General features: G+C 73.7%; 20 protein-coding genes. 11 read left to right on the top strand and 9 right to left on the bottom strand.

Annotated elements, in window-relative coordinates; translation table 11 throughout:
* Positions 1–38 precede the first annotated feature (38 nt).
* Positions 39–818, top strand: a complete 780-nt coding sequence (locus tag E0W78_RS10795; protein ID WP_131403962.1) for a M23 family metallopeptidase — start codon at positions 39–41, stop codon at positions 816–818.
* A 196-nt stretch (positions 819–1014) separates the two neighbouring features.
* Positions 1015–1944, top strand: a complete 930-nt coding sequence (locus E0W78_RS10790) for a hypothetical protein (protein WP_131403961.1) — start codon at positions 1015–1017, stop codon at positions 1942–1944.
* Positions 1945–2024: 80 nt separating this feature from the next.
* Here E0W78_RS10790 and pcrA read toward each other — a convergent pair whose 3' ends face one another.
* Positions 2025–4361 (bottom strand): DNA helicase PcrA, encoded by a 2337-nt coding sequence (pcrA, locus tag E0W78_RS10785; RefSeq protein WP_131403960.1) that lies wholly within the window; start codon positions 4359–4361, stop codon positions 2025–2027.
* A gap of 74 nt (positions 4362–4435) precedes the next feature.
* Here pcrA and E0W78_RS10780 point away from each other — a divergent pair, with 74 nt between their 5' ends.
* Both E0W78_RS10780 and E0W78_RS10775 read left to right on the top strand, forming a co-directional pair.
* The gene (locus tag E0W78_RS10780) at positions 4436–4786 is read left to right on the top strand and encodes a GntR family transcriptional regulator (protein WP_131403959.1); all 351 of its coding nucleotides are present in this window, start codon (positions 4436–4438) and stop codon (positions 4784–4786) included.
* Positions 4783–5217, top strand: coding sequence for a GNAT family N-acetyltransferase (locus tag E0W78_RS10775; RefSeq protein WP_131403958.1), 435 nt, complete (start codon positions 4783–4785; stop codon positions 5215–5217). The genes E0W78_RS10780 and E0W78_RS10775 overlap by 4 nt, the downstream gene beginning before the upstream one ends.
* A 7-nt stretch (positions 5218–5224) precedes the next feature.
* Here the strand turns inward: E0W78_RS10775 and zwf are convergent, their stop codons facing one another.
* Entirely contained in the window at positions 5225–6661 is a 1437-nt protein-coding gene (gene zwf, locus E0W78_RS10770) for a glucose-6-phosphate dehydrogenase (RefSeq protein WP_131403957.1), read from the bottom strand.
* 37 nt (positions 6662–6698) lie between these two features.
* Positions 6699–7310 carry a TetR/AcrR family transcriptional regulator gene (locus tag E0W78_RS10765; RefSeq protein ID WP_131403956.1) on the bottom strand — a complete coding sequence of 204 codons (612 nt, stop codon included), beginning with the start codon at positions 7308–7310 and terminating at the stop codon, positions 6699–6701.
* 53 nt (positions 7311–7363) lie between these two features.
* On the opposite strand from E0W78_RS10765, the gene E0W78_RS10760 reads away from it, so the two are divergent.
* On the top strand, positions 7364–8368 hold the full coding sequence (locus E0W78_RS10760; RefSeq protein ID WP_131403955.1) for a DUF3533 domain-containing protein: 1005 nt from the start codon (positions 7364–7366) through the stop codon (positions 8366–8368).
* Positions 8355–9542: a DUF4185 domain-containing protein gene (locus E0W78_RS10755; RefSeq protein WP_131403954.1), complete on the top strand. Its 1188-nt coding sequence runs from the start codon at positions 8355–8357 to the stop codon at positions 9540–9542. Before E0W78_RS10760 ends, E0W78_RS10755 begins: the two co-directional genes overlap by 14 nt.
* Positions 9543–9623: 81 nt before the next feature.
* On the opposite strand, the gene E0W78_RS10750 is transcribed toward E0W78_RS10755, so the two are convergent.
* Both E0W78_RS10750 and E0W78_RS10745 read right to left on the bottom strand, forming a co-directional pair.
* On the bottom strand, positions 9624–10262 hold the full coding sequence (locus tag E0W78_RS10750; protein WP_131403953.1) for a response regulator transcription factor: 639 nt from the start codon (positions 10260–10262) through the stop codon (positions 9624–9626).
* A complete protein-coding gene (locus E0W78_RS10745; protein ID WP_242686313.1) occupies positions 10259–11506 on the bottom strand; it encodes a PspC domain-containing protein in 1248 nt (415 codons plus the stop codon). Before E0W78_RS10745 ends, E0W78_RS10750 begins: the two co-directional genes overlap by 4 nt.
* A gap of 130 nt (positions 11507–11636) precedes the next feature.
* Between E0W78_RS10745 and E0W78_RS10740 the strand changes: the two genes are divergently transcribed.
* The 3 genes from E0W78_RS10740 to E0W78_RS10730 are packed head-to-tail and all read left to right on the top strand — an operon-like array spanning position 11637 to position 13472.
* Positions 11637–12911 (top strand): PspC domain-containing protein, encoded by a 1275-nt coding sequence (locus E0W78_RS10740; protein ID WP_165570476.1) that lies wholly within the window; start codon positions 11637–11639, stop codon positions 12909–12911.
* A complete protein-coding gene (locus tag E0W78_RS10735) occupies positions 12908–13276 on the top strand; it encodes a hypothetical protein (protein ID WP_131403950.1) in 369 nt (122 codons plus the stop codon). Before E0W78_RS10740 ends, E0W78_RS10735 begins: the two co-directional genes overlap by 4 nt.
* A complete protein-coding gene (locus E0W78_RS10730; protein ID WP_131403949.1) occupies positions 13248–13472 on the top strand; it encodes a PspC domain-containing protein in 225 nt (74 codons plus the stop codon). Before E0W78_RS10735 ends, E0W78_RS10730 begins: the two co-directional genes overlap by 29 nt.
* On the opposite strand, the gene E0W78_RS10725 is transcribed toward E0W78_RS10730, so the two are convergent.
* From E0W78_RS10725 to E0W78_RS10715, 3 genes are read right to left on the bottom strand one after another with little or no spacing between them, the layout of a single operon-like run.
* Positions 13417–14493, bottom strand: a complete 1077-nt coding sequence (locus tag E0W78_RS10725) for a glycerophosphodiester phosphodiesterase (protein ID WP_242686312.1) — start codon at positions 14491–14493, stop codon at positions 13417–13419. The genes E0W78_RS10730 and E0W78_RS10725 overlap by 56 nt on opposite strands.
* 4 nt (positions 14494–14497) lie before the next feature.
* Complete coding sequence (locus E0W78_RS10720) at positions 14498–15979, bottom strand: gamma-glutamyltransferase (RefSeq protein ID WP_131403948.1); 1482 nt, start codon at positions 15977–15979, stop codon at positions 14498–14500.
* 33 nt (positions 15980–16012) lie between these two features.
* On the bottom strand, positions 16013–16396 hold the full coding sequence (locus E0W78_RS10715) for a YchJ family protein (RefSeq protein WP_131403947.1): 384 nt from the start codon (positions 16394–16396) through the stop codon (positions 16013–16015).
* 94 nt (positions 16397–16490) lie between these two features.
* Between E0W78_RS10715 and nhaA the strand changes: the two genes are divergently transcribed.
* Together nhaA and E0W78_RS10705 are read left to right on the top strand one after the other, a co-directional pair.
* Positions 16491–17765, top strand: a complete 1275-nt coding sequence (gene nhaA / locus E0W78_RS10710; protein ID WP_207392720.1) for a Na+/H+ antiporter NhaA — start codon at positions 16491–16493, stop codon at positions 17763–17765.
* A gap of 20 nt (positions 17766–17785) precedes the next feature.
* Positions 17786–18355 (top strand): hypothetical protein, encoded by a 570-nt coding sequence (locus tag E0W78_RS10705; RefSeq protein ID WP_131403945.1) that lies wholly within the window; start codon positions 17786–17788, stop codon positions 18353–18355.
* 7 nt (positions 18356–18362) lie between these two features.
* On the opposite strand, the gene guaA is transcribed toward E0W78_RS10705, so the two are convergent.
* Positions 18363–19928: a glutamine-hydrolyzing GMP synthase gene (gene guaA, locus E0W78_RS10700; protein ID WP_131403944.1), complete on the bottom strand. Its 1566-nt coding sequence runs from the start codon at positions 19926–19928 to the stop codon at positions 18363–18365.
* Between the last annotated feature and the right edge of the window lie 144 nt (positions 19929–20072).

Below are 20072 nucleotides of genomic sequence, written 5' to 3'. Positions count from 1 at the left end.
GGTCGGTCCGGTCCTGCTGGCCCCCGAAAGGTTCCTGAGTGAGCTCCCCTGCCCCGAAGCGCCGCCTCGACGTCCGTGAGAACGACCGTCGCAGCACCGGCCCCGGCAAGCGTGCCGCGCGACCCCAGCGCAGCACCTGGCAGAAGTTCCTCCCGTCCCCCGCGATGGCCGGCGCGCTCGCGCTGATCACCGCCGGCGTCGGCTCGGTGGCCTACTCCTCGCAGACCGACTCCCCGTTCCCGCAGAACGACTACGCGGCCATCTCGGCGACGTACGCGAACGACACCGACTCCAGCGTCGACGTCAGCCGCAGCGCCGACCGCCGGGTCTCGGCCGAGCAGGCCGCCGCCCAGGTCGCGCAGCAGCAGAGCCAGATCCGTGAGGCCGTCCAGGCCCGCGCCGACGACCTCGCGCTCAACCGCTGGGTCCTGCCGGTCACCGGCTACCGCATCACCGCCCGCTTCGGCCAGTCCAGCGGCCTGTGGTCCAGCGGCCGTCACACCGGCCTGGACTTCGCCGGCCCGTCGGGCTCGACGATCGTCTCGGTCGCCGCGGGCACCGTGAAGTCGTCCGGCTACGCCGGCGCGTACGGCAACAAGACCGAGATCGTGCTCGAGGACGGCACCGAGATCTGGTACTGCCACCAGAGCCGCGTCGTCGTCAGCCCCGGCGACCAGGTCGCGGCCGGTGACGTGATCGGCTACACCGGCTCCACCGGCAACGTGACCGGCCCCCACCTGCACCTCGAGGTGCACCCCGGTGGCGGCGGCGCCGTCGACCCGTTCGCCGCGCTCCAGGAGCACGACGTCAACCCGTAGGTCACCGACTTCTTCCCGAGGCCCCGAGCATCTGCTCGGGGCCTCGTCGTCTCCCCGGGCACGCCGCGAAATGTGACCTTCTCGACGTCGGACGACGTCCGCTCCGCGCCGAACCGACACACATCGCGCCAGCACGTCCACAGGGCGGGCCGAACGGTCTGTCGCCGAGCCGGCCGGACGACCGACAGTGGCGCCCATGACCGTCCTGGACCCCCGCTCGCAGCCCGCCCTCCGAGGAGTCTTCACCGCCGAGGTCGCGCTCCGTGCCGGGGTGACCCGACGCATGCTGGACGGGCGACGGTTCGCCCGCGTGGCTCGTGGCGTCTGGCGGCTGTCGTCGACGCCGGTCACGCCCGAGCTCACCGTCGCCGCCGTCCTCCTGGCGACGTCGGCGGACGCCGCGCTGAGCCACACCACCGCGCTGTCCTGGCTGCTCGACGAACGTCCGTCCACGCCGGTCCACCTGTCGGTGCACGAACGCGCACAGACCCGGCTCGACGACGTCGTCCTGCACCGCCGTCGGCACCCGACCGCGCCGCTCGCCGTGCGCGGCGTCCCCTGCCTGGGACCGGAGCGCACGTTCGTCGACTGCGCGACGGTGCTGGGGCTCCGCCGGCTGGTCCGGGCTGGCGACGCGCTCGTCCGGGCCGGGCTGACCAGTCCGGCCCGGCTGGTCGACTACGCGGACGCGCACCACCTGGACGGGGTGGTGCGCGCGCGGGAGGCCGCTCGCCTCGTCCGCCCTCGGGTCGACTCCGTGCGCGAGACGGACGTCCGTCTGCTGCTCGTCACCGCGGGCCTGCCTGAGCCCGAGACCAACGTGGACGTGGAGGACGAGCACGGACGGTGGGTGGCGCGTGGCGACCTGGTGCTGGCGGCCTGGCGCGTCGTCGTCGAGCACGACGGGTGGGTCCACGAGCGCGACGCGGCGCAGCGACAGAAGGACCATCTGCGCCGCGAACGCATCCAGGCAGCGGGTTGGACGCTGGTCGTGGTCACCGTGGAGGACTTCGAACGTCCGGCCACGATCGTCTGGCGGGTGCACACGGCCCTCGTGGCTCGCGGCTACCGAGGCCCGTGGCCGTCGTTCGGCTCGCTCTGGTCACGCGTCCGCCGAGGTGTGTGACGTTCTCGACGTCCGATCGCGACCGACCCCGTCCGATTCGACACACTTCGCGGCGGAGCGGGGCTGGGGTGCGGGGCAGGCTAGAGCTTCTGGACGGGGGCGTAGCGGAGCAGCAGGCGCTTGACGCCCTGGGAGCCGAAGTCGACGGTGGCGACGGTCTTCTCGGCCGCGCCCTCGACCGCGACGACGCTGCCCATGCCGAAGCTGTCGTGCGTGACCCGGTCGCCCGGCGACAGCGACACGATCGGGCCGGCCGCCTTCTTCTTCTGCCGGGCCGCGACCGTGGACGTGCGGAAGGACGCCGCGGGCTGCGACGGGGTCCACTGCGTCGGCGCCGAGCCGGTGCGCCGCCAGTCGACCAGGTTCTCGGGCACCTCGTCGAGGAAGCGCGAGGCCGGGTTGTACGACGGCGCGCCCCAGGCCGAGCGGACCGTCGCGCGGGTCAGGTAGAGCCGCTGCCGGGCGCGGGTGATGCCCACGTACGCCAGGCGGCGCTCCTCCTCGAGCTCGGTGTTGTCGCCCAGCGAGCGCATGTGCGGGAAGACGCCGTCCTCCATGCCGGTGAGGAAGACGACCGGGAACTCCAGCCCCTTGGCCGTGTGCAGCGTCATGAGCGTGACGACGCCCTCGCCGGACTCGGGCAGCTGGTCGGCGTCGGCCACGAGCGCCACCTGCTCCAGGAACGCCGGCAGCGAGCCGGGCGTCAGGTCGGCCTCGCGGTCGGCGGCGGCCACCCCCTCCGCGTCGTCGTCGGACGTGTCGTCGCCTAGCGTCGCGGCGCCCACGACGAACTCGCGCGCGACGGCCACGAGCTCGGCCAGGTTCTCGACCCGGGTCTCGTCCTGCGGATCGGTGCTGCTCTCGAGCGTCGACAGGTAGCCCGAGCGGGTGAGCGCGGCCTCGAGCACCTCGTCGGCCGGGGTGCCGTCGGCGGCCATGACCCGCAGCCCCTCGAGCACCTCGGCGAACTGGCGGATGGCGTTGACCGAGCGGGTGGCCAGGTCGGGCACCTCGTCGACGCGCTGCATGGCGTCCCAGAAGCTGGTGCCCTCGCGCGCGGCGAACCGCTCGAGCGCCGCCTCGGCCCGGTCGCCGATGCCGCGCTTCGGCTCGTTCAGCACGCGACGCAGCGAGACGGTGTCGCGCGGGTTCACCAGGACGCGGACGTACGCCAGCGCGTCCTTGACCTCCTTGCGCTCGTAGAAGCGCACGCCGCCGACGACGCGGTAGGGCAGGCCGACGCGGATGAACACCTCCTCGAACACGCGCGACTGGGCGTTGGTGCGGTAGAACACCGCGACGTCCTGCGGACCGGCCAGCTTCTCGTCGGTGAGCCGGTCGATCTCATCGGCGACGAACTGGGCCTCGTCGCGCTCGTCGTCGCCGACGTAGCCGACGATCCTCTCGCCATCGCCCTCGGCCGACCACAGCTTCTTGTCCTTGCGGCCGTCGTTGCGGCTGATGACCGCGTTGGCCGCCGACAGGATGGTCTGGGTCGAGCGGTAGTTCTGCTCCAGCAGCACGGTGTCGGCGTTCGGGAAGTCCTGCTCGAACTCCATGATGTTGCGGATGTCGGCCCCGCGGAACGCGTAGATCGACTGGTCGGAGTCGCCGACGACCATGAGGTCGGACTGCTCGTCGCACAGCTCGCGGATGAGCTGGTACTGCGCGTGGTTGGTGTCCTGATACTCGTCGACCAGCACGTGCCGGAAGCGCCGGCGGTACGACTCGCGGACGTCGGGCCAGGCCTGGAACAGGTGGACCGTGTTCATGATCAGGTCGTCGAAGTCCATGGCGTTGGCCGCCTGGAGCCGCTGCTGGTACAGCGCGTACGCCTCGGCGTACGTCTCCTCGGTCGGCGTGGTGGCCCGGCTGCGCGCGCTCTCGTGGTCGACCAGCTCGTTCTTGAGGTTCGAGACGTGGTTGAGCACCGCGCGCGGGTTGACCTTCTTGGGGTCGAGCTCCATGTCGCGGCACACCAGGGTCATGAGCCGGCGGGCGTCGGCGGCGTCGTAGATGGTGAACGAGGACGTGTAGCCGAACTTCGTGGCCTCGCGGCGCAGGATGCGCACGCACGCGGAGTGGAAGGTCGAGACCCACATCATCCGGGCCTTGCCGCCGACCAGGTCGGCGACGCGCTCGCGCATCTCGGCGGCCGCCTTGTTGGTGAACGTGATGGCCAGGATCGAGCCCGGGTGTGCGCCGCGGGCGGCGATGAGCCACGCGATGCGCCGGGTCAGCACCCGGGTCTTGCCCGACCCGGCGCCGGCCACCACGAGCAGCGGCCCGCCCACGTGGCCGACGGCCGCCGCCTGGGCGTCGTTCAGACCGTCGAGCAGGGTCTCGGAACGGGCGCGACGCGGCTCGGCGGCGTCGGCGCGAGGGGTCTGCTGGGGCACGGGGAACGGCAGGGTCATGGCGTCCCCAGCCTACGGGCCCGTGCCGACAGCCCGCGTCCGGTGCGCTCCCCCGCACCTGCGACGATCGGTCGATGATCCAGGTCGACGTCCACGACTCCGAGCCGCCGTTCGAGCAGGTGCGCCGCCAGGTGGCCGCGCAGGCCGCGGACGGCACGCTGGCCGCCGGTCACCGGCTGCCGACCGTCCGGGCCCTCGCGGAGGAGCTGGGCCTGGCCGCCAACACCGTCGCCAAGGCGTACAAGGCGCTGGAGGCCGACGGCGTCATCGAGACGCACGGCCGCAAGGGGACGTTCGTCGCCGCCCCCGGCCTGGGCGACGCGGACGCCACCGCCGCCGCCCGCGAGTACGCGGCCGGCCAGCGCCGGCGCGGGCTCTCGCGCGAGGAGGCGCTCCGCCTGGTCGAGCAGGAGTGGTCGCGATGACGTCCGTGCGCCCGGCCGGCGAGGCCGACTTCGACGCGCTCACCGACGTCTGGCAGCGCGCGGTCACCACGACCCACACGTTCCTCACCGCCGACGACGTCGCCGCGATGCGTCCGCACGTGCGCGACGGCCTGCTGCCCTCGATGGACGTGTGGGCGGTCGCGGACGACGACGGCACCCCGGTGGCCTTCGTCGGCGCCCACGACGACCACGTCCGGCTGCTCTACGTCGACCCGTCCTGGCACGGACGGGGCCTGGGCACGCGCCTGCTCGACGTCGCCCAGGGCGACCGCGGCTCGCTGCGCGTCACGGTCTACGCCCGCAACGCCGCCGGCCTGGCGTTCTACCGCTCGCGCGGCTTCGTCGAGACCGGACGCGGGTCCGACGACCTGGGCGCCGGTCCGCTCGAGACGGTCGACCTGCAGCGCTGACGCCCGCCTAGGACGCGTGGTCGTCCGGAGCCCGCCACGTGCGCTCGAACGGCAGCCGCCACGCGCGAGGGGCGATGAGCTGGTGGATGGAGTTCGGTCCCCACGAGCCCTGCTGGTAGGGCCGCACCGGGGGCATGTCGTCGAGCAGCGGCTGCGAGACCTCCCACAGCCGCTCGATCCCGTCGGCGGTCGTGAACAGCGTCCGCTCGCCGCGCATCGCGTCGTGGATGAGCCGCTCGTACGCCTCGAGCACGGCTCCAGCCCGGTCGGTCTCCTGGATCGCGAACTGCATCGAGAGCTTGTCCAGCTTCATGCCCGGCCCGGGACGCTTGCCGTAGAACGACAGCGACAGCCTGGACGCGTCGGCCAGGTCGAAGGTCAGGTGGTCGGGGCCCTGCAGGCCGACCCCCGAGCCCGCCGGGAACATCGACTTCGGCGGCTCGCGGAAGGCGATCGAGATGATCCGCGCGCCCTCGGCCAGCTTCTTGCCGGTGCGCAGGTAGAACGGCACGCCGGCCCAGCGCCAGTTGTCGATCTCGGCCTTGAGCGCCACGAAGGTCTCGGTGTCGGAGTCGGGGTCGACGCCCGGCTCGTCGCGGTAGCCCTGGTACTGGCCGCGGACGACCTGGTCGGGCCGCAGCGGCAGCATCGAGCGGAAGACCTTGTTCTTCTCCTCGCTGATCGCCTCGGAGTCGAGCGCGGTGGGCGGCTCCATGGCCATGAACGCCAGGATCTGGAACAGGTGCGTCACCACCATGTCGCGGAAGGCGCCGGTGCCCTCGTAGAACCCCGAGCGTCCCTCGAGCCCGAGCGTCTCGGGCACGTCGATCTGGACGTGCTCGATGAAGGTGCGGTTCCAGATCGGCTCGAACAGGCCGTTCGCGAACCGGAAGGCCAGGATGTTGAGCGCCGCCTCCTTGCCCAGGAAGTGGTCGATGCGGAAGATCTGCTCCTCGTCGAAGACCTGGTGCAGCTCGGCGTTGAGCCGCTTCGCGCTCTCCAGGTCGGTGCCGAAGGGCTTCTCCATGATCACGCGCGAGCGCTCCACGAGCCCGGCGGCGTCGAGGGTGTGGACGACGTCGAGCGCGGCCTTGGGCGGGACGCTGAGGTAGTGCAGCCGGCGCGGCGAGCCGCCCAGCTCGGCCTCGAGCTCGGCGGCCACGGCGGCCAGGCGGTCGGGTCCGTCGGCGGTGTTGACGTAGCGCAGCCGGCGCACGAAGTCGGCCCACGAGTCGTCGGTGACGTCGCGGCTGCTGTGCTCGCGACACGCCTTCTGGGCGAGGGCGCGGAAGCCCTCGTCGTCCAGGTCGTCCAGCGAGGCGCCGATGATGCGGACGTCCCCGACCAGGCCGGACCGGACGAGGTGCAGCATGCCCGGCAGCAGCTTGCGCCGGGCCAGGTCGCCGGTGGCTCCGAAGAGCACGATGAGGTGGGGCTCGTTCACCCGTCCAGGCTAGGGCCGCGAGGGCGCCGGGGCCGGTTCAGCCACGCGGGCGGGTGCTCGCCGCGACCACCCGGGTCATGAGCCGGACGGTGGGGGCGTCGTCGTGGTGCAGCAGGCGGTCGTCGGCCGTGCCGAGGTAGGCCGCGACGAGGTCGCGCGTGAGCACGTCCACCCCGTCGGGGGCGGTCAGCCCGGCCGCCTCGAGCGCCTGGGTGACGGCCGGGACGAGCGCGTCGACCAGCGCGGCCCGCTCGGCCCGCTGGACGTCGGCCAGGGCGGGGTCGCGCAGCGCGGCGAGCGACAGCTCCGCGCTGAGGACGTGCCAGGCCCGGTCGACCGGCAGCCGCTCGAGCACCACCGCGATGACGTCGGCCGGGGACGGGGTGCGGTCGCCGGCGGTCATCGTGCCCACCGCGTCGCGCACGGTCTCGATGGCCAGGGTGGCCCGGCGGTCGTGCACGGCGACCAGGAGCTCGTCCAGCGACGCGAAGTTGGAGTAGAACGCCCCGCGGGTGAACCCCGCGCGCTCGCAGACCTGCTCGATCGAGGTGCCGTGCATGCCGCGGGCGACGAACAGCTCCTCGGCCGCCTCGACCAGGCGGGCCCGGGTCTGTGAGCGGCGCCTCGTCGCTGGGGGTGTGCTGTCCACGTCGTTGAGGATACACTCTGTATCGAATACGAATCGTATCGAAAGAGGAAGCCGTGTCCCAGCCGTCCACGCTCGCGTCCCTGCGCCGTCCCGCCCTGCTGCTGGTCGGGGTGCTGCTGGTGCAGCTCGCGTTCATCGCCAGCTACGTCGGCGCCTTCCACTCCCCCGACCCGCAGGACGTGCCGGTCGCCGTCGTCGCGCCGGCCGGCGCCTCGTCGGGCACCGCGCGCGACACCGCCCGCAGCCTGGACGCCCTGGAGGGCCACCCGCTCGACGCCAGTGTCGTCGCCGACGAGGCCACCGCGCGCGACCGGCTGCACGACCGCGAGGTCGCCGGCGTCCTGCTGCTCGGCCGGGACGGCGACGAGCTGCTCGTGGCCAGCGCCGACGGCGCCGCCCAGTCGCAGGCGGTCGAGACCGTCGTCGGCCAGGTGTCCGAGGCCCGCCAGCGCGAGCTCACCACGACCGACGTCATCCCGGCCGGCGACGGGGACGCCCGCGGGCTCAGCGCCTTCTACCTGGCGGTCGGCTGGGTCGTCGGCGGCTACCTCGCGGCGTCCGTGCTCGGCATCACCGCCGGCACGCGCCTGCCGAGCCTGCGCCGCGCCGGGGTCCGCATCGCCGGCATGGTCGGGTACTCGCTGCTGTCCGGCATCGGCGGCGCGTGGGTGGCGGGCCCGTGGCTGGGCGCGCTCGACCACGGGTTCTGGTCGCTGGCCGCCTTCGGCTCGCTGCTCGTGCTCGCCGTCGGCGTGGCGACCCTCGCCCTGGAGACCTGGCTCGGGCTGGTCGGCATCGCCGCCGCGATCGTCCTGTTCGTCGTGCTCGGCAACCCGAGCGCCGGCGGCGCGTATCCCGCGTCGCTGCTGCCGCCCTTCTTCGGCATGATCGGGCCGTGGCTGCCACCGGGAGCAGGGACCAGCGCGATCCGCGGCATCGTCTACTTCGACGGTGCCGGGGTGGGGCACTCGGTGCTCGTCCTCGGCCTGTGGTTGGTGGCCGGGCTGGCGCTCGTGCTCGCCGGCACGTGGGCCGGACGCGCCCGTGACGACGCCTGACGTCAGCGCCCACCCGCTCGTCCGCCGCCACCCCTGGTGGACGGCGGGCGTCCTCGGTCTCGTCGTCGTGCTGGTCCTCGTGCTCGTCTGGCGGCCGTGGCAGGGCGACGACCGGCCCCGGCTCAACACCACGACCTGCCAGCCGTTCGAGCAGCCGACGACGCTCGCGGGCCTCAACGACGTCACCGAGGGATACCGCTCGCAGCAGGGCTTCCGCGGCGGCGACGTCGGCGCGAGCGTCCCGCTCCAGGACGGCCGCGCCCTGTACGTCTTCGGCGACACGTTGCGCGGCCCCGACTACCCGGGCGAGCGCTTCGTCCGCAACTCCATGCTCGTGTTCGGCCCCAGGTGCGCGGGCCTCGTCGAGCACCCCGACCGCGGTGCGCTGATCCCCGACCGCGACGACGGCGTCGGCTACTGGCCGATGTCGGTCGCCGCGGTGCCGCGCGAGGGCTACGACCTGGTCGGCGTGATGGCCCAGCGCGTCCGGTCCACCGGGGGCGCGCAGAGCCAGGACTTCGAGAACCTGGGCCCCGCCGTCGCCGTCTTCCGGGTCGACCGCGGCGGCACCCCGCAGCTGCAGGCGGTCACCGACCTCGGCCCCGACCGGGCCGACCGCACGCGTCCGACCTGGGGCGCCGCGGCGGCCGTCGTCGGCGACCGGGTCTACCTGTACGGGACGGCCAACCCCGAGGACCCGCTGGTCTTCGGCTGGTCGCTGTCGGTCGCGCGCACCCGGCTGGCCGACATCGCCGACCCCGACCGCTGGGAGTACTGGGACGGGCAGGAGTGGGGCGACGACCCCGACGCGGCGGCCGCGCTCATCGATCCCGTCGGTGGCGTCTCGCAGACGCTGTCGGTCTTCCGCTCCGGCGACACGTGGTACGCGTTGAGCAAGCAGGACGAGTTCCTGGGCGACAAGCTCATGGTCTGGACGGCGCCGTCGCCGCGCGGACCGTTCACCGCGCAGCCGGCGCTGGCCTCCATCCCGTCGAAGGCGGACGGCTCGCTGCTGCAGTACATGCCGCTCGCGCACCCCGACCTGCTGCCGCAGCCGGGGACGATGGTGGTCTCGGTCAGCCGCAACACCACGAAGGTGGGCCTGGTCGACCAGGACCCGACGCTGTACCGGCCGCGCTTCCTCCGCGTCCGGCTCCCCGACCCCGCGCGCTGAGCCGGCCCGCAGCCCGAGCCCGTCGAAGGGGGCTTCGACGGGCTCAGCCAGCGGGACGGGCTCAGCCAGCGGGGCCCACGCTCAGATCAGGCGGCGCTCGTTCGCCCAGCGGGTGAGCTCGTGGCGGCTCGAGAGCTGCAGCTTGCGCAGCACGCTCGAGACGTGGGTCTCGACCGTCTTCACCGAGATGAACAGCTCCTTGGCCACCTCCTTGTAGGCGTAGCCGCGGGCGATCAGGCGCATCACCTCGCGCTCGCGCTCGGTGAGCCGGTCCAGGTCCTCGTCGACCTGGGCGACCTCGATGGTGCCGGCGAAGGCGTCCAGCACGAAGCCGGCCAGGCGGGGGCTGAACACGGCGTCGCCGGACGCCACGCGCCGGATGGCGTCGACCAGCTCGGGCCCGGAGATGTTCTTGGTGACGTAGCCCCGGGCGCCGGCCCGGATGATGCCGATGACGTCCTCGGCCGCGTCGCTCACCGACAGCGCGAGGAACTTGACCTCGAGGTGGCGCGGGTGGACGCGGCGGATGACCTCGAGCCCCCCACCTCCGGGCATGTGGACGTCCAGCAGCACCACGTCGGGCAGGGTGCGGATGATCGCCTCGACGGCGGAGTCGACGTCCTCGGCCTCGGCGACCACCTCGACGTCGTGGTCCACCTCCGCCCGCACGCCGGTGCGGAACATCGCGTGGTCGTCGACGATCGCGACGCGCAGGCTCATGACGGGTCCCCTTCCTCGGACCGGTGCAGCGGCAGGCACAGCCGCACCTCGGTGCCCTCGCCGGGGGCGGAGCGGACGTCCGCCGTGCCCCCATGACGTTCCATCCTGCCGCGGATCGAGCCGCGCAGACCCATCCGGTCGGCGGCGACGGCCTCGGGGTCGAACCCGACGCCGCGGTCGCGCACGAAGACCTCGGCCGCCTTGCCCGTCACCTCGAGGTAGACGTCGACCCGGTCGACCTGCGCGTGCTTGGCCGCGTTGACCATGGCCTCGCGCGCGGCCCGCACCAGCGCGGCCACGTCGGCGTCGGCCGGGGCGTCGCCGACGGTGATGACGTCGACCCGCACGTGGTGGGCGGTCTCGACCTCGGCCGCGGCCGCGCGGACGCCGGCGGCGAGCGAGACGCCGTGCTCGGCCTGCTCGCCGTAGAGCCACGAGCGCAGCTCGCGCTCCTGCTGGCGGGCCAGGGTCGCGACGGCGGCCGGGTCGGACGCGTTCTTCTGCAGCAGCGCGAGGGTCTGCAGCACCGAGTCGTGCAGGTGGGCGGCGACGTCGGCCCGCTCCTGGGTGCGGACGCGCTCGCGTCGCTCGCTGGCCAGGTCCGACGACAGCCGGGCGATCCACGGGCCGAGCACCAGGCCCAGGCCGGCCAGCGCGATGAGCGTGGCCGCGGCGACGTCGAGCAGCGACCCGAGGCCGCCCTCGTTGAGCAGGAAGACGCCGGCGACGACCACGAGCAGCAGGCCGACGGCCGTGCGCAGGATGGCGGCGGGGCCGCGGTCGCGCCACAGCGTCCGGTCCTGGGAGGACTCGTCGAGCTGGCGCCAGACCACGACGACGCCCGCGCCGGCGAGCAGGATCGGCGCCAGGTAGCGGGGCTCCACGCCGCCGCGGGCATGCGCCAGGATGATGAGGACGCCCAGGCCCACCGCGCACAGGGCCAGGGTCTGCACGACCTCGCGCACCGGGCGTCCGCGGGTCCCGGCGGAGCGGTCGCCACGGCGGGTCGCCGCCGCGAGACCCGGTGGCAGGTCCTTCTCGCGCACGGGCAGGAACCACCACAGCAGCAGGTAGGCCAGGACGCCGGCACCGTGGAACCAGGTGGCCACGACGAAGCCCGCGCGCACCCACACGACCGGCACGCCGAGATGCTCGGCCAGCCCGGCCGCGACGCCGCCGAGCAGGCGTCCGTCGGCCGGCCGGAAGGCCCTCCGGTACGCGGGTGGGGCGTCGTGGATCGTCACGCCCCGAGCATCACACGCAGGCGCGGGCGGACGCCACGGGGTGGGCCCCCGACGACCCCGGAGCACCCCCGGGACGGTTCCAGGGTCGTGCCCGATGTCCGGACGCCCGCGCCCGGCCAGGATGGGGACCATGACCGACACGACTCCCCCGCCGCAGCAGCCGGCGCCCGACGCGGGCTTCGACCCCGGGCGCCTGCGCACGATCGCCGACATGCGGCGCAGCAGCGACGACCGCATGATCGCCGGCGCCTGCGCCGGCGTGGCCCGCCACCTGGGCATCGACCCCGTCGTCGTCCGCGTCGCCGTGGCGGTGCTGACGATCCTCGGCGGCGCGGGACTCATCCTCTACGTCGCGGCATGGGTGTTCGTCCCCTCCGACGACGCCGAGCGCAGCGTCGCGGCCGACTGGTTCAACCTGGACCGCAACGAGCCCCAGGTGCGCGCGATCGCGCTGACCGTGGCCGCCGTCGTGGCCGCGCTGTCGGCGCTCGGCGACGTCGCCTGGGACGGCTGGGTCAACAACGGCGGCTGGCCGGTCCTGCCCGTCCTGGTCGTCGTGCTCGTGCTGCTGGCCGTCCGGTCGCGACGCCAGGACCGTCGCGCCGCCGCCGGCTGGACGCCTCCTCCGGGCACTCCCGGCGCCCCCGTCCCTCCGCCGGGCACGCCCGGCACCGCGTACGGCCCCGGCCCGGCCGCGTTCGCCGAGGGCACCGCGTACGGCCCCGGCGCCCCGGTGCCGCCTCCCGGTGCGCCCACCGCGACCTACCCGCCCGTGCCGCCGCGTCCACCGGCGCCGCCGCGCGAGCGCCGCTCCAAGGCCCTGCCCGTCCTCGCACTGTCGATGAGCGCCATCGCGCTGGCCGTCACCTACCTCGCCGGCGCGGACGACTGGACGACCTACGTCGCCGTCGCGCTCGCCGTCGTCACCGTCGCCCTGCTCGTCGGCACGGTCGCCGGCCACGCGGGACCGCTCGTCCCGCTCGGCGTGCTCCTCGCGCTGCTGCTGGTGGCCGGGACGGTCGCCCCCGACGGACGCTGGGGCATGCAGGAGAGCCGCCCCGTCCTCGCCGCCGGCGTCGACGCCGAGTACGAGCACGGCATGGGGGCGTTCGAGCTCGACCTCAGCCAGGTCCGCGACCCGCAGGCCCTGCTCGGCCGCACCGTCAGCGTCGACACCGGTTTCGGCGAGACCCGCGTCGTCGTGCCGGCCGGGCTGCCCGTCCGGGTCGAGGCCTCGATCCGGGCCGGACAGCTGGACGTCCTGCAGCGCTCCGCCGACGGCACCGACGTCGACCTCGTGGTCGACACCCGCCAGGAGGCGGTGCCCGTCGGCACCCCCGGCGGACCCGTCCTCACCCTCGACGTCGAGCACGACCTCGGCCGCATCCTCGTGGAGACCCGATGACCCCGCACCCGCCCCGCTGGGGCACCTTCACCGTCGCGCTCGTCCTGGCGCTGGTCCTGCTGGGCTGGGCCCGGTGGGAGCACGACGTGCTCGACTCCCAGGACGCCGGCCTCGCCGTCGCGATCGTCCTGATCGCCCTGGGCTGCCTCGGCATCGTCGCGACCGCCTGGCGCTCGTGGCCGGGCCGCGGCGAGGCCCCGGTCGCCCCGCAGCCCGACGAGGACGTCCCGGTCACCACTGCTGCCCAGGTCGTCCCCGTGGAGCCCACCGGGGTGGGCGGCCGGGACGACCACGAGCCCACCCGCACGTTCCCCACGCCCCCCGAAGGAGGCACCGATGAGCAAGAAGCTCACCCGAAGCCGTGACGACAAGTGGCTGGCCGGCGTCTGCGGCGGCCTGGCCGAGTACACCGGCCTGGACGCCAACCTGGTCCGCCTGGTCGTGGCCGTGACCACGGTGCTCGGCGCCGGGTCCGTCGCGATCGCCTACCTGGTGGCCTGGGTGATCATGCCCAAGCCGGCGCCGCCCACGCCGGGCTACGGCTACCCTCCCGCTCGGTAGCGCGCCAGACCTGCCGGGCGCGCACCGCCGTGGGCGTGAAGTCCGAGAAGACCCCGTCGACCCCGGCGTCGAAGAACCGCAGGTACTCGGCCACCGCGTCGCCGTGGGCCGCCTTGTCGCGGCCCAGGCGGTGGTCGCGCGGCAGGAAGTTGTTCTCGTCGCGCATCGTCCACACGTGCACGAGCAGGCCGGCCGCGTGGGCCCGGGCCACCAGCCCGGTCTCCTGCGTGAGCCGCTGCTTGGCGTCGCGGGCGATCACCTGGGACTTGTTCGGGCCGATGCCGTCGGCGTACTCGCCGATGCGGGCCAGCTGGTCGGCGGACTCCAGGTCCGCGTAGCTGCGCGGGTCGCCGGCGGCCACGAGGTCGTACGGAGCGCCCTGACGGTCCATCAGCTGCACCAGCGGCACCGGGGTGCGTCCGCGCAGGGAGCGCAGGTTGGCCGTCTCCATCGACTGCACCACGACGTGGCAGCCGGGCACGTTCACGCCGCGCCGCTCCAGCACCTCGATCAGCAGGTCGTCCAGGTCCAGGCCCAGCCGCGCGAAGTAGGTGGGGTGCTTGGTCTCGACGTAGACGCCGATCGGACGTCCGAGCGAGACGGTGGCCTGCTCGGCGACGTCCAGCACCTCGTCGAAGGTCAGGATCTGCTGCTGGCCGGCCAGCGACACGTTCTGCGGGCGCAGGTGCGGCAGCCGCTCGCGGACGGTCAGCGTCCTGAGCTCGGCGAGCGTGAAGTCCTCGGTGAACCAGCCCGACATCGGCACGCCGTCCACCCACTTCGTGGTGCGCCGGGCGGCGAACTCGGGGTGGGCCGCCACGTCGGTGGAGATGCTGATCTCGTTCTCGTGCCGCACGACCAGGTGGCCGTCGCGGGTGGCGACGACGTCGGGCTCGATGAAGTCGCAGCCCTCGGCGATCGCCAGCTCGTAGGACGGGCGGGTGTGCTCGAGCCGGAAGCCGGGGATGCCGCGGTGCGCGATGACGACGGGGGCCGCTCCCAGGGAGTCGCGGGTGCTCACCCCTCTAGTAGACACGCTCCACCACGCGCACGGCACCTTCTCGGCGCGGGTCGGCGGCGGCGTTCATCGACCCGTCACCGGCTCGTTGGGCGGCGATCACCCCGCCGAAGTACATCGACGCGAAGCCCTCGTGCTTGACGTCCTCCTCCGGACGACCGGCCCGGTGGACGTGCACGCGCGGGTGGCCGATGGCGGCGGGCAGGTCGAGACCGCCGTTGGCGAACCCGGCCAGCACCTGGACGATCGCGGTGGTGATGCGGTCGGCACCGGGCGAGCCGATGGCCAGCACGCCGCCGTCGGAGTGCCGCCCCACGGTGGGCGCCATGTTCGACAGCAGCCGGGTGCCGGGCTCCAGGCCGTGCAGACCACGGGGGTTGAGCTCCTGCTCGCCCAGGCAGTTGTTCAGCCAGATGCCGGTGCCGCGGGCCATCATCCCCGAGCCGTAGCCGGACGAGACGGTCAGCGAGCAGGCGCCGCCCTCGTCGTCCACCGCCGAGAACTGGGCGGTGGAGCCGGACTCGAGCAGCGCCGTGCCCTCGGCGTCCACCTGGGCCAGGTACGCGCGGGCGGCCTCGGCGAGGTCGGGCGCGTGCTCCAGGACGTCCAGGCGGTGGCCGAGCACCGCGCGCTGCACGCGGACGATGTGCTCGACGTCGTCCGGCGTCCAGGCGGCGTGCGGACGTCCGTCGAGCAGCGCCAGCATCGCCGCGACGCAGACGCCGCCGACCGACGGCGGCGGGTTGGTCGCCAGCACCCAGTCGCCCACCCGCGTGCGCAGCGCCTCGCGGACGACCGGGCGGTACGCGGCGAGGTCGTCGACGGTGAGCAGGCCGCCGCGCTCCAGCACGTCCGCGCTGATCGCGCGGCCGGTGTCGCCGGTGGTGAGCTCGTCCGGACCGTTCGCCGCGACCCGCTCGAGCACGGCGGCGAGGTCGGGCAGCCGGACGTCGTCGGCCACGAGCCCGCCGCCCGTGCCGGCCAGCAGCGCGGCACTCGTCTCGTCCCAGCCGTAGACGTCGTGCTGGACGTGCTCGAGGTAGAAGCGGGACGCGGCGCCGAGCCGGAACCCGCGCCGGGCGACGTCCACGGCGGGGGCGACGAGCTCGGCCCACGGCACGCGGCCCCAGCGGGCGTGCGCCTCGCCGAACGCGGCCAGCGCGCCGTGCGTGGCCACCGAGCCGGCGCCCACGGTGATGGTGACCCCACCGCCGTAGTCGGTCGTGACGTCCCAGGTGCCGGTGCCGCGCCGGTCGGTGCCCCGGCCGGGCATGTCCATCCAGCCGTCCACGGTGACCGCGGGCGAGCCGTCGGGCGGCTGGACGGTCAGGAACGCGCCGGCGCTCGGGGAGACCAGGCCGACCTCGTTGACCATGGCGACGAGGGCGGCGGCGATGGCGGCGTCGACGGACGAGCCGCCGGCGCGGGCGACCTGCTCGCCGGCGTCGGCCGCGGCCGCGTTGGGGGCGCCGAGCGCGAGGACGGGCATGGGCTCATTCGACCACGCGCGGCGCCTCGCGGCTCAGGACACCTCGCCGTCCAGGTAGAACCAGCGCCCGCCACGCCGCTCGAACCGGCTGACCTCGTGCATCGCGCCGGGGCCGTCCGGCGAGACGTAGGACGCGGTGAACTCGACGGTGCCGGTGGTGTCGTCCGGGGCGCCCGCAGCCGCCTGGACGACCAGGCCGGTCCAGCGCAGGGCCGGGTCCGGCGCGACGTCGGCCGGACGCGTCCGCGGGTGCCAGGTCGCGAGCAGGTGGTCCTCCAGGCCCAGCGCGAACGCCGAGTAGCGCGAGCGCATCAGCTCCTCGGGCGTCGCGGCCAGGCGGGTGCGAGCGTGCACCGGCCCGCAGCAGGACGCGTACGAGCGGCCGGACCCGCACGGGCAGAGGTCGTCGGGATCCACCCGCGCAGGCTATCGGCGACTCGGTAGGCTGGACCCAGGTGAGCCGGGAAGTCTGGTCGGCATCGTGTCGTCGACCCCCGAAGAAGGAGCCCTCGTGGCCCGCACCCGTCTGTTCCCCCGCGGCAGCTGGACCGAGGCGTCCCGCCTCGCCGACGTCCTGCGCACCGAGACCGTCGGTGGGTTCCTGCTCATCGGCGCCGGCCTGCTCGGCCTGGTCTGCGCGAACGTCCTCGGCGGCGCCTACACCGAGCTGCGCGACACCGTCGTCGGCCCGCACGCCCTGCACCTGGACCTGAGCCTGGGCACCTGGGCCGCCGACGGGCTGCTCGCCGTGTTCTTCTTCGTGGCCGGCCTGGAGCTCAAGCGCGAGTTCGTCGCCGGCGACCTGCGCGACCCGGGCCGCGCGGTGCTCCCCGTCGTCGCGGCCATGGGCGGCATGGTCGTGCCGGCGCTCGTGTTCGTGGCGCTCAACTGGGGCGGGGCCACGGAGGGCTGGGCGATCCCGACGGCGACCGACATCGCCTTCGCGCTCGCGATCCTGGCCGTCGTCGGCAGCCACCTCCCCACCGCCCTGCGCACGTTCCTGCTGACGCTCGCCGTCGTGGACGACCTGCTCGCCATCTGCGTCATCGCGGTGTTCTACACGTCCGAGCTGCACCTGCAGTGGCTGGCGCTGGCGCTCGTCCCGCTCGCGGCCTACGGCGTCCTCGTGCAGAAGCGCGTCCGGAACCTGTGGCTGCTGCTGCCGCTCGGTGCGCTGACCTGGGCGCTCGTCCACGCGTCCGGCGTCCACGCGACCGTCGCCGGCGTGCTGCTGGCCTTCACCGTGCCGGTGCTGCGCCGCGACGGCGGCGACGGGCCGGGCATGGCCGAGCACCTGGAGCACCTCGCGCGTCCATTCTCGTCCGGGTTCGCGGTGCCGGTGTTCGCCTTCTTCGCCGCCGGCGTGGCCGTCGGGTCGCCCTCGGACGCCGCGGACGCGCTCACCTCGCCGGTCGCGCTCGGCGTGATGCTCGGCCTGCTGGTGGGAAAGACCGTCGGCATCACCCTGACCACCTGGCTGCTGGCGACGTTCACCCGGGCCAAGCTCGGCGACGGCCTGGCCTGGATCGACGTCGTGGGGCTGGCCATGCTCGGCGGCATCGGCTTCACGGTCTCGCTGCTCATCGGCGAGCTGGCCTACGGGCAGGGCACGCTCCTCGGCGAGGAGGCGAAGCTCGGCGTCCTGGCCGGCACCCTGCTGTCGGTGATCGGTGCGACGCTCGTGCTGCGGGTCCGTGACAAGCACTACGCGCGCATCATGGCCGAGGAGTCCCGCGACGACGACGCCGACGGCATCCCGGACGTCTACCAGCGCGGCGAGGACTGACCGCTGCCAGACTGGCGCGCATGAAGAAGACGCGTCGCCGGGTCCTGGACCGCCTCGAACGTGCCCAGCGGCGCGGACGTCCCGTCCGCCTCGAGCGCGACCGCGTCCACGACGGGAACGTCGACGGCATCGTCCTGGCCGTCACCCGCCGGTGGGTCGCCGTCGAGTGCCTCGACGACGGGCTGTTCCCGGACGGCATCGTGTTCGTCCGGCCGAAGCACGTGACACGGGTGCGCAAGGACGGACGCTGGCGATACGTCCAGCGTGTCCTCGCCGGCGTCGGCCACCAGCCGCGGCACGTTGCCCTGCCTCAGGACGCGCGGACGCGCGACGTCCTGGAGATCGCGAGCGCGACCAGCCCGATGATCGCGTTCCACCTCGAGCACGAGAAGGACGCTCCGATGATGGTCGGGCACGTCTTCGCACTCGGCGAGGACGAACTCGAGCTCCGGTTCATCGATTCCGAGGGCGCGTGGGAGCACCCCGAGGTGCGCGTGTTCGGCTACGGGGAGGTCACGCGGATCGACGTCGGGAGCCGCTACGTCGAGGCCCTCGCGACCTACGGCGACCCGGCGCCCGAGGACGCCTAGGCCGCGCTCACTCCCACTCGATGGTTCCCGGCGGCTTGCTGGTCACGTCGAGCACGACGCGGTTGACCTCGTCGACCTCGTTGGTGATGCGCGTGGAGATCGCCTCCAGCACCTCGTAGGGCAGGCGGCTCCAGTCGGCCGTCATCGCGTCCTCGCTGGAGACCGGGCGCAGCACGACCGGGTGGCCGTAGGTGCGGCCGTCACCCTGGACGCCGACCGAGCGGACGTCCGCGAGCAGCACGACCGGGAACTGCCAGATCTCGCCGTCGAGGCCGGCCTTCGTCGTCTCCTCGCGGACGATCGCGTCGGCCTCGCGCAGGATGCGCAGGCGCTCGGCGTCGACCGCGCCGACGATGCGGATGGCCAGTCCGGGACCGGGGAACGGGTGGCGGCCGACGATCGCCTCGGGGATGCCGAGCTGACGGCCGACCTCGCGCACCTCGTCCTTGAACAGCGTGCGCAGCGGCTCGATGAGGCTGAACTGCAGGTCGTCCGGCAGGCCGCCGACGTTGTGGTGGCTCTTGATGTTGGCCGCGCCCTCGCCCCCGCCGGACTCCACGACGTCCGGGTAGAGCGTTCCCTGGACGAGGAACTTCACCGGGGCGCCGGGCGTGGCGAGCACCTCGCGCTCGGCCTGCTCGAAGACGCGGATGAACTCGCGGCCGATGATCTTGCGCTTCTGCTCGGGGTCGCTGACGCCGTCGAGGAAGCCGAGGAACTGGTCGGCGGCGTCGACGACCTTGAGGTCGACGCCGGTAGCGGCGACGTAGTCCTTCTCGACCTGCTCGGCCTCACCCTTGCGCAGCAGGCCGTGGTCGACGAAGACGGCGGTGAGCTGGTCGCCGATCGCCCGCTGCACGAGCGCGGTGGAGACGGCCGAGTCGACGCCGCCGGACAGCGCCGAGATGACCCGCGCGTCGCCGACCTGCTCGCGGATGAGCGCGACCTGCTCCTCGACGATGTTGGCGCTCGTCCAGGTCTGGCGGCAGCCGGCGATGTCGACCAGGAAGTGCTCGAGGATCTTCTGGCCGTGCTCGGAGTGCATGACCTCGGGGTGCCACTGGACGCCGGCGATCTTGCGGCCCAGGTGCTCGAACGCGGCGACCGTGGCGCGCGGCGAGCGGGCGTTGACGGTGAAGCCCTCGGGCGCGGCGACGACCTCGTCACCGTGCGACATCCACGACGTCAGCGCGGTGGGCACGGCGCCGAGCAGGACGCCGGGCTCGATGACCTCGACCGGCGTGCGTCCGAACTCGCGCTGGCCGCTGTGCGCGACGGTGCCGCCGAGCGCCTGAGCCATCGCCTGGAAGCCGTAGCAGATGCCGAACGCCGGGACGCTGCCGTCGACCAGGCGCGCGTCCAGCTGCGGGGCGCCGGGCTCGTAGACCGACGACGGTCCGCCGGACAGGATGATCGCCGCGGGCTTCTTGGCGAGCATGTCGTCGGCGGACATGGTGTGCGGGACGATCTCGGAATACACGTTCGCCTCGCGCACGCGGCGCGCGATGAGCTGGGCGTACTGGGCACCGAAGTCGACGACGAGGACGAGGTCGTGGTCTGTCTGCGCGGTCACCGGGGCAGTCTATCGGGGCCGAACTTCTCGGTCGGCGGCCGTAACCGCGCCGCGAGGCCGGTCGTTGGACGGGGTGATCTGACAACCTCTCCCTCCCGTTGGATCAGGCACCCGGCTCAGCCCGGATGCCCTGCAGAGCCCGGT

This window comes from Aeromicrobium sp. IC_218, from assembly GCF_004336805.1.
GTDB lineage: Bacteria > Actinomycetota > Actinomycetes > Propionibacteriales > Nocardioidaceae > Aeromicrobium.
The sequence above is the reverse complement of the archived record's forward strand: the minus strand, read 5'-3'. Positions and strand labels throughout refer to the sequence as shown.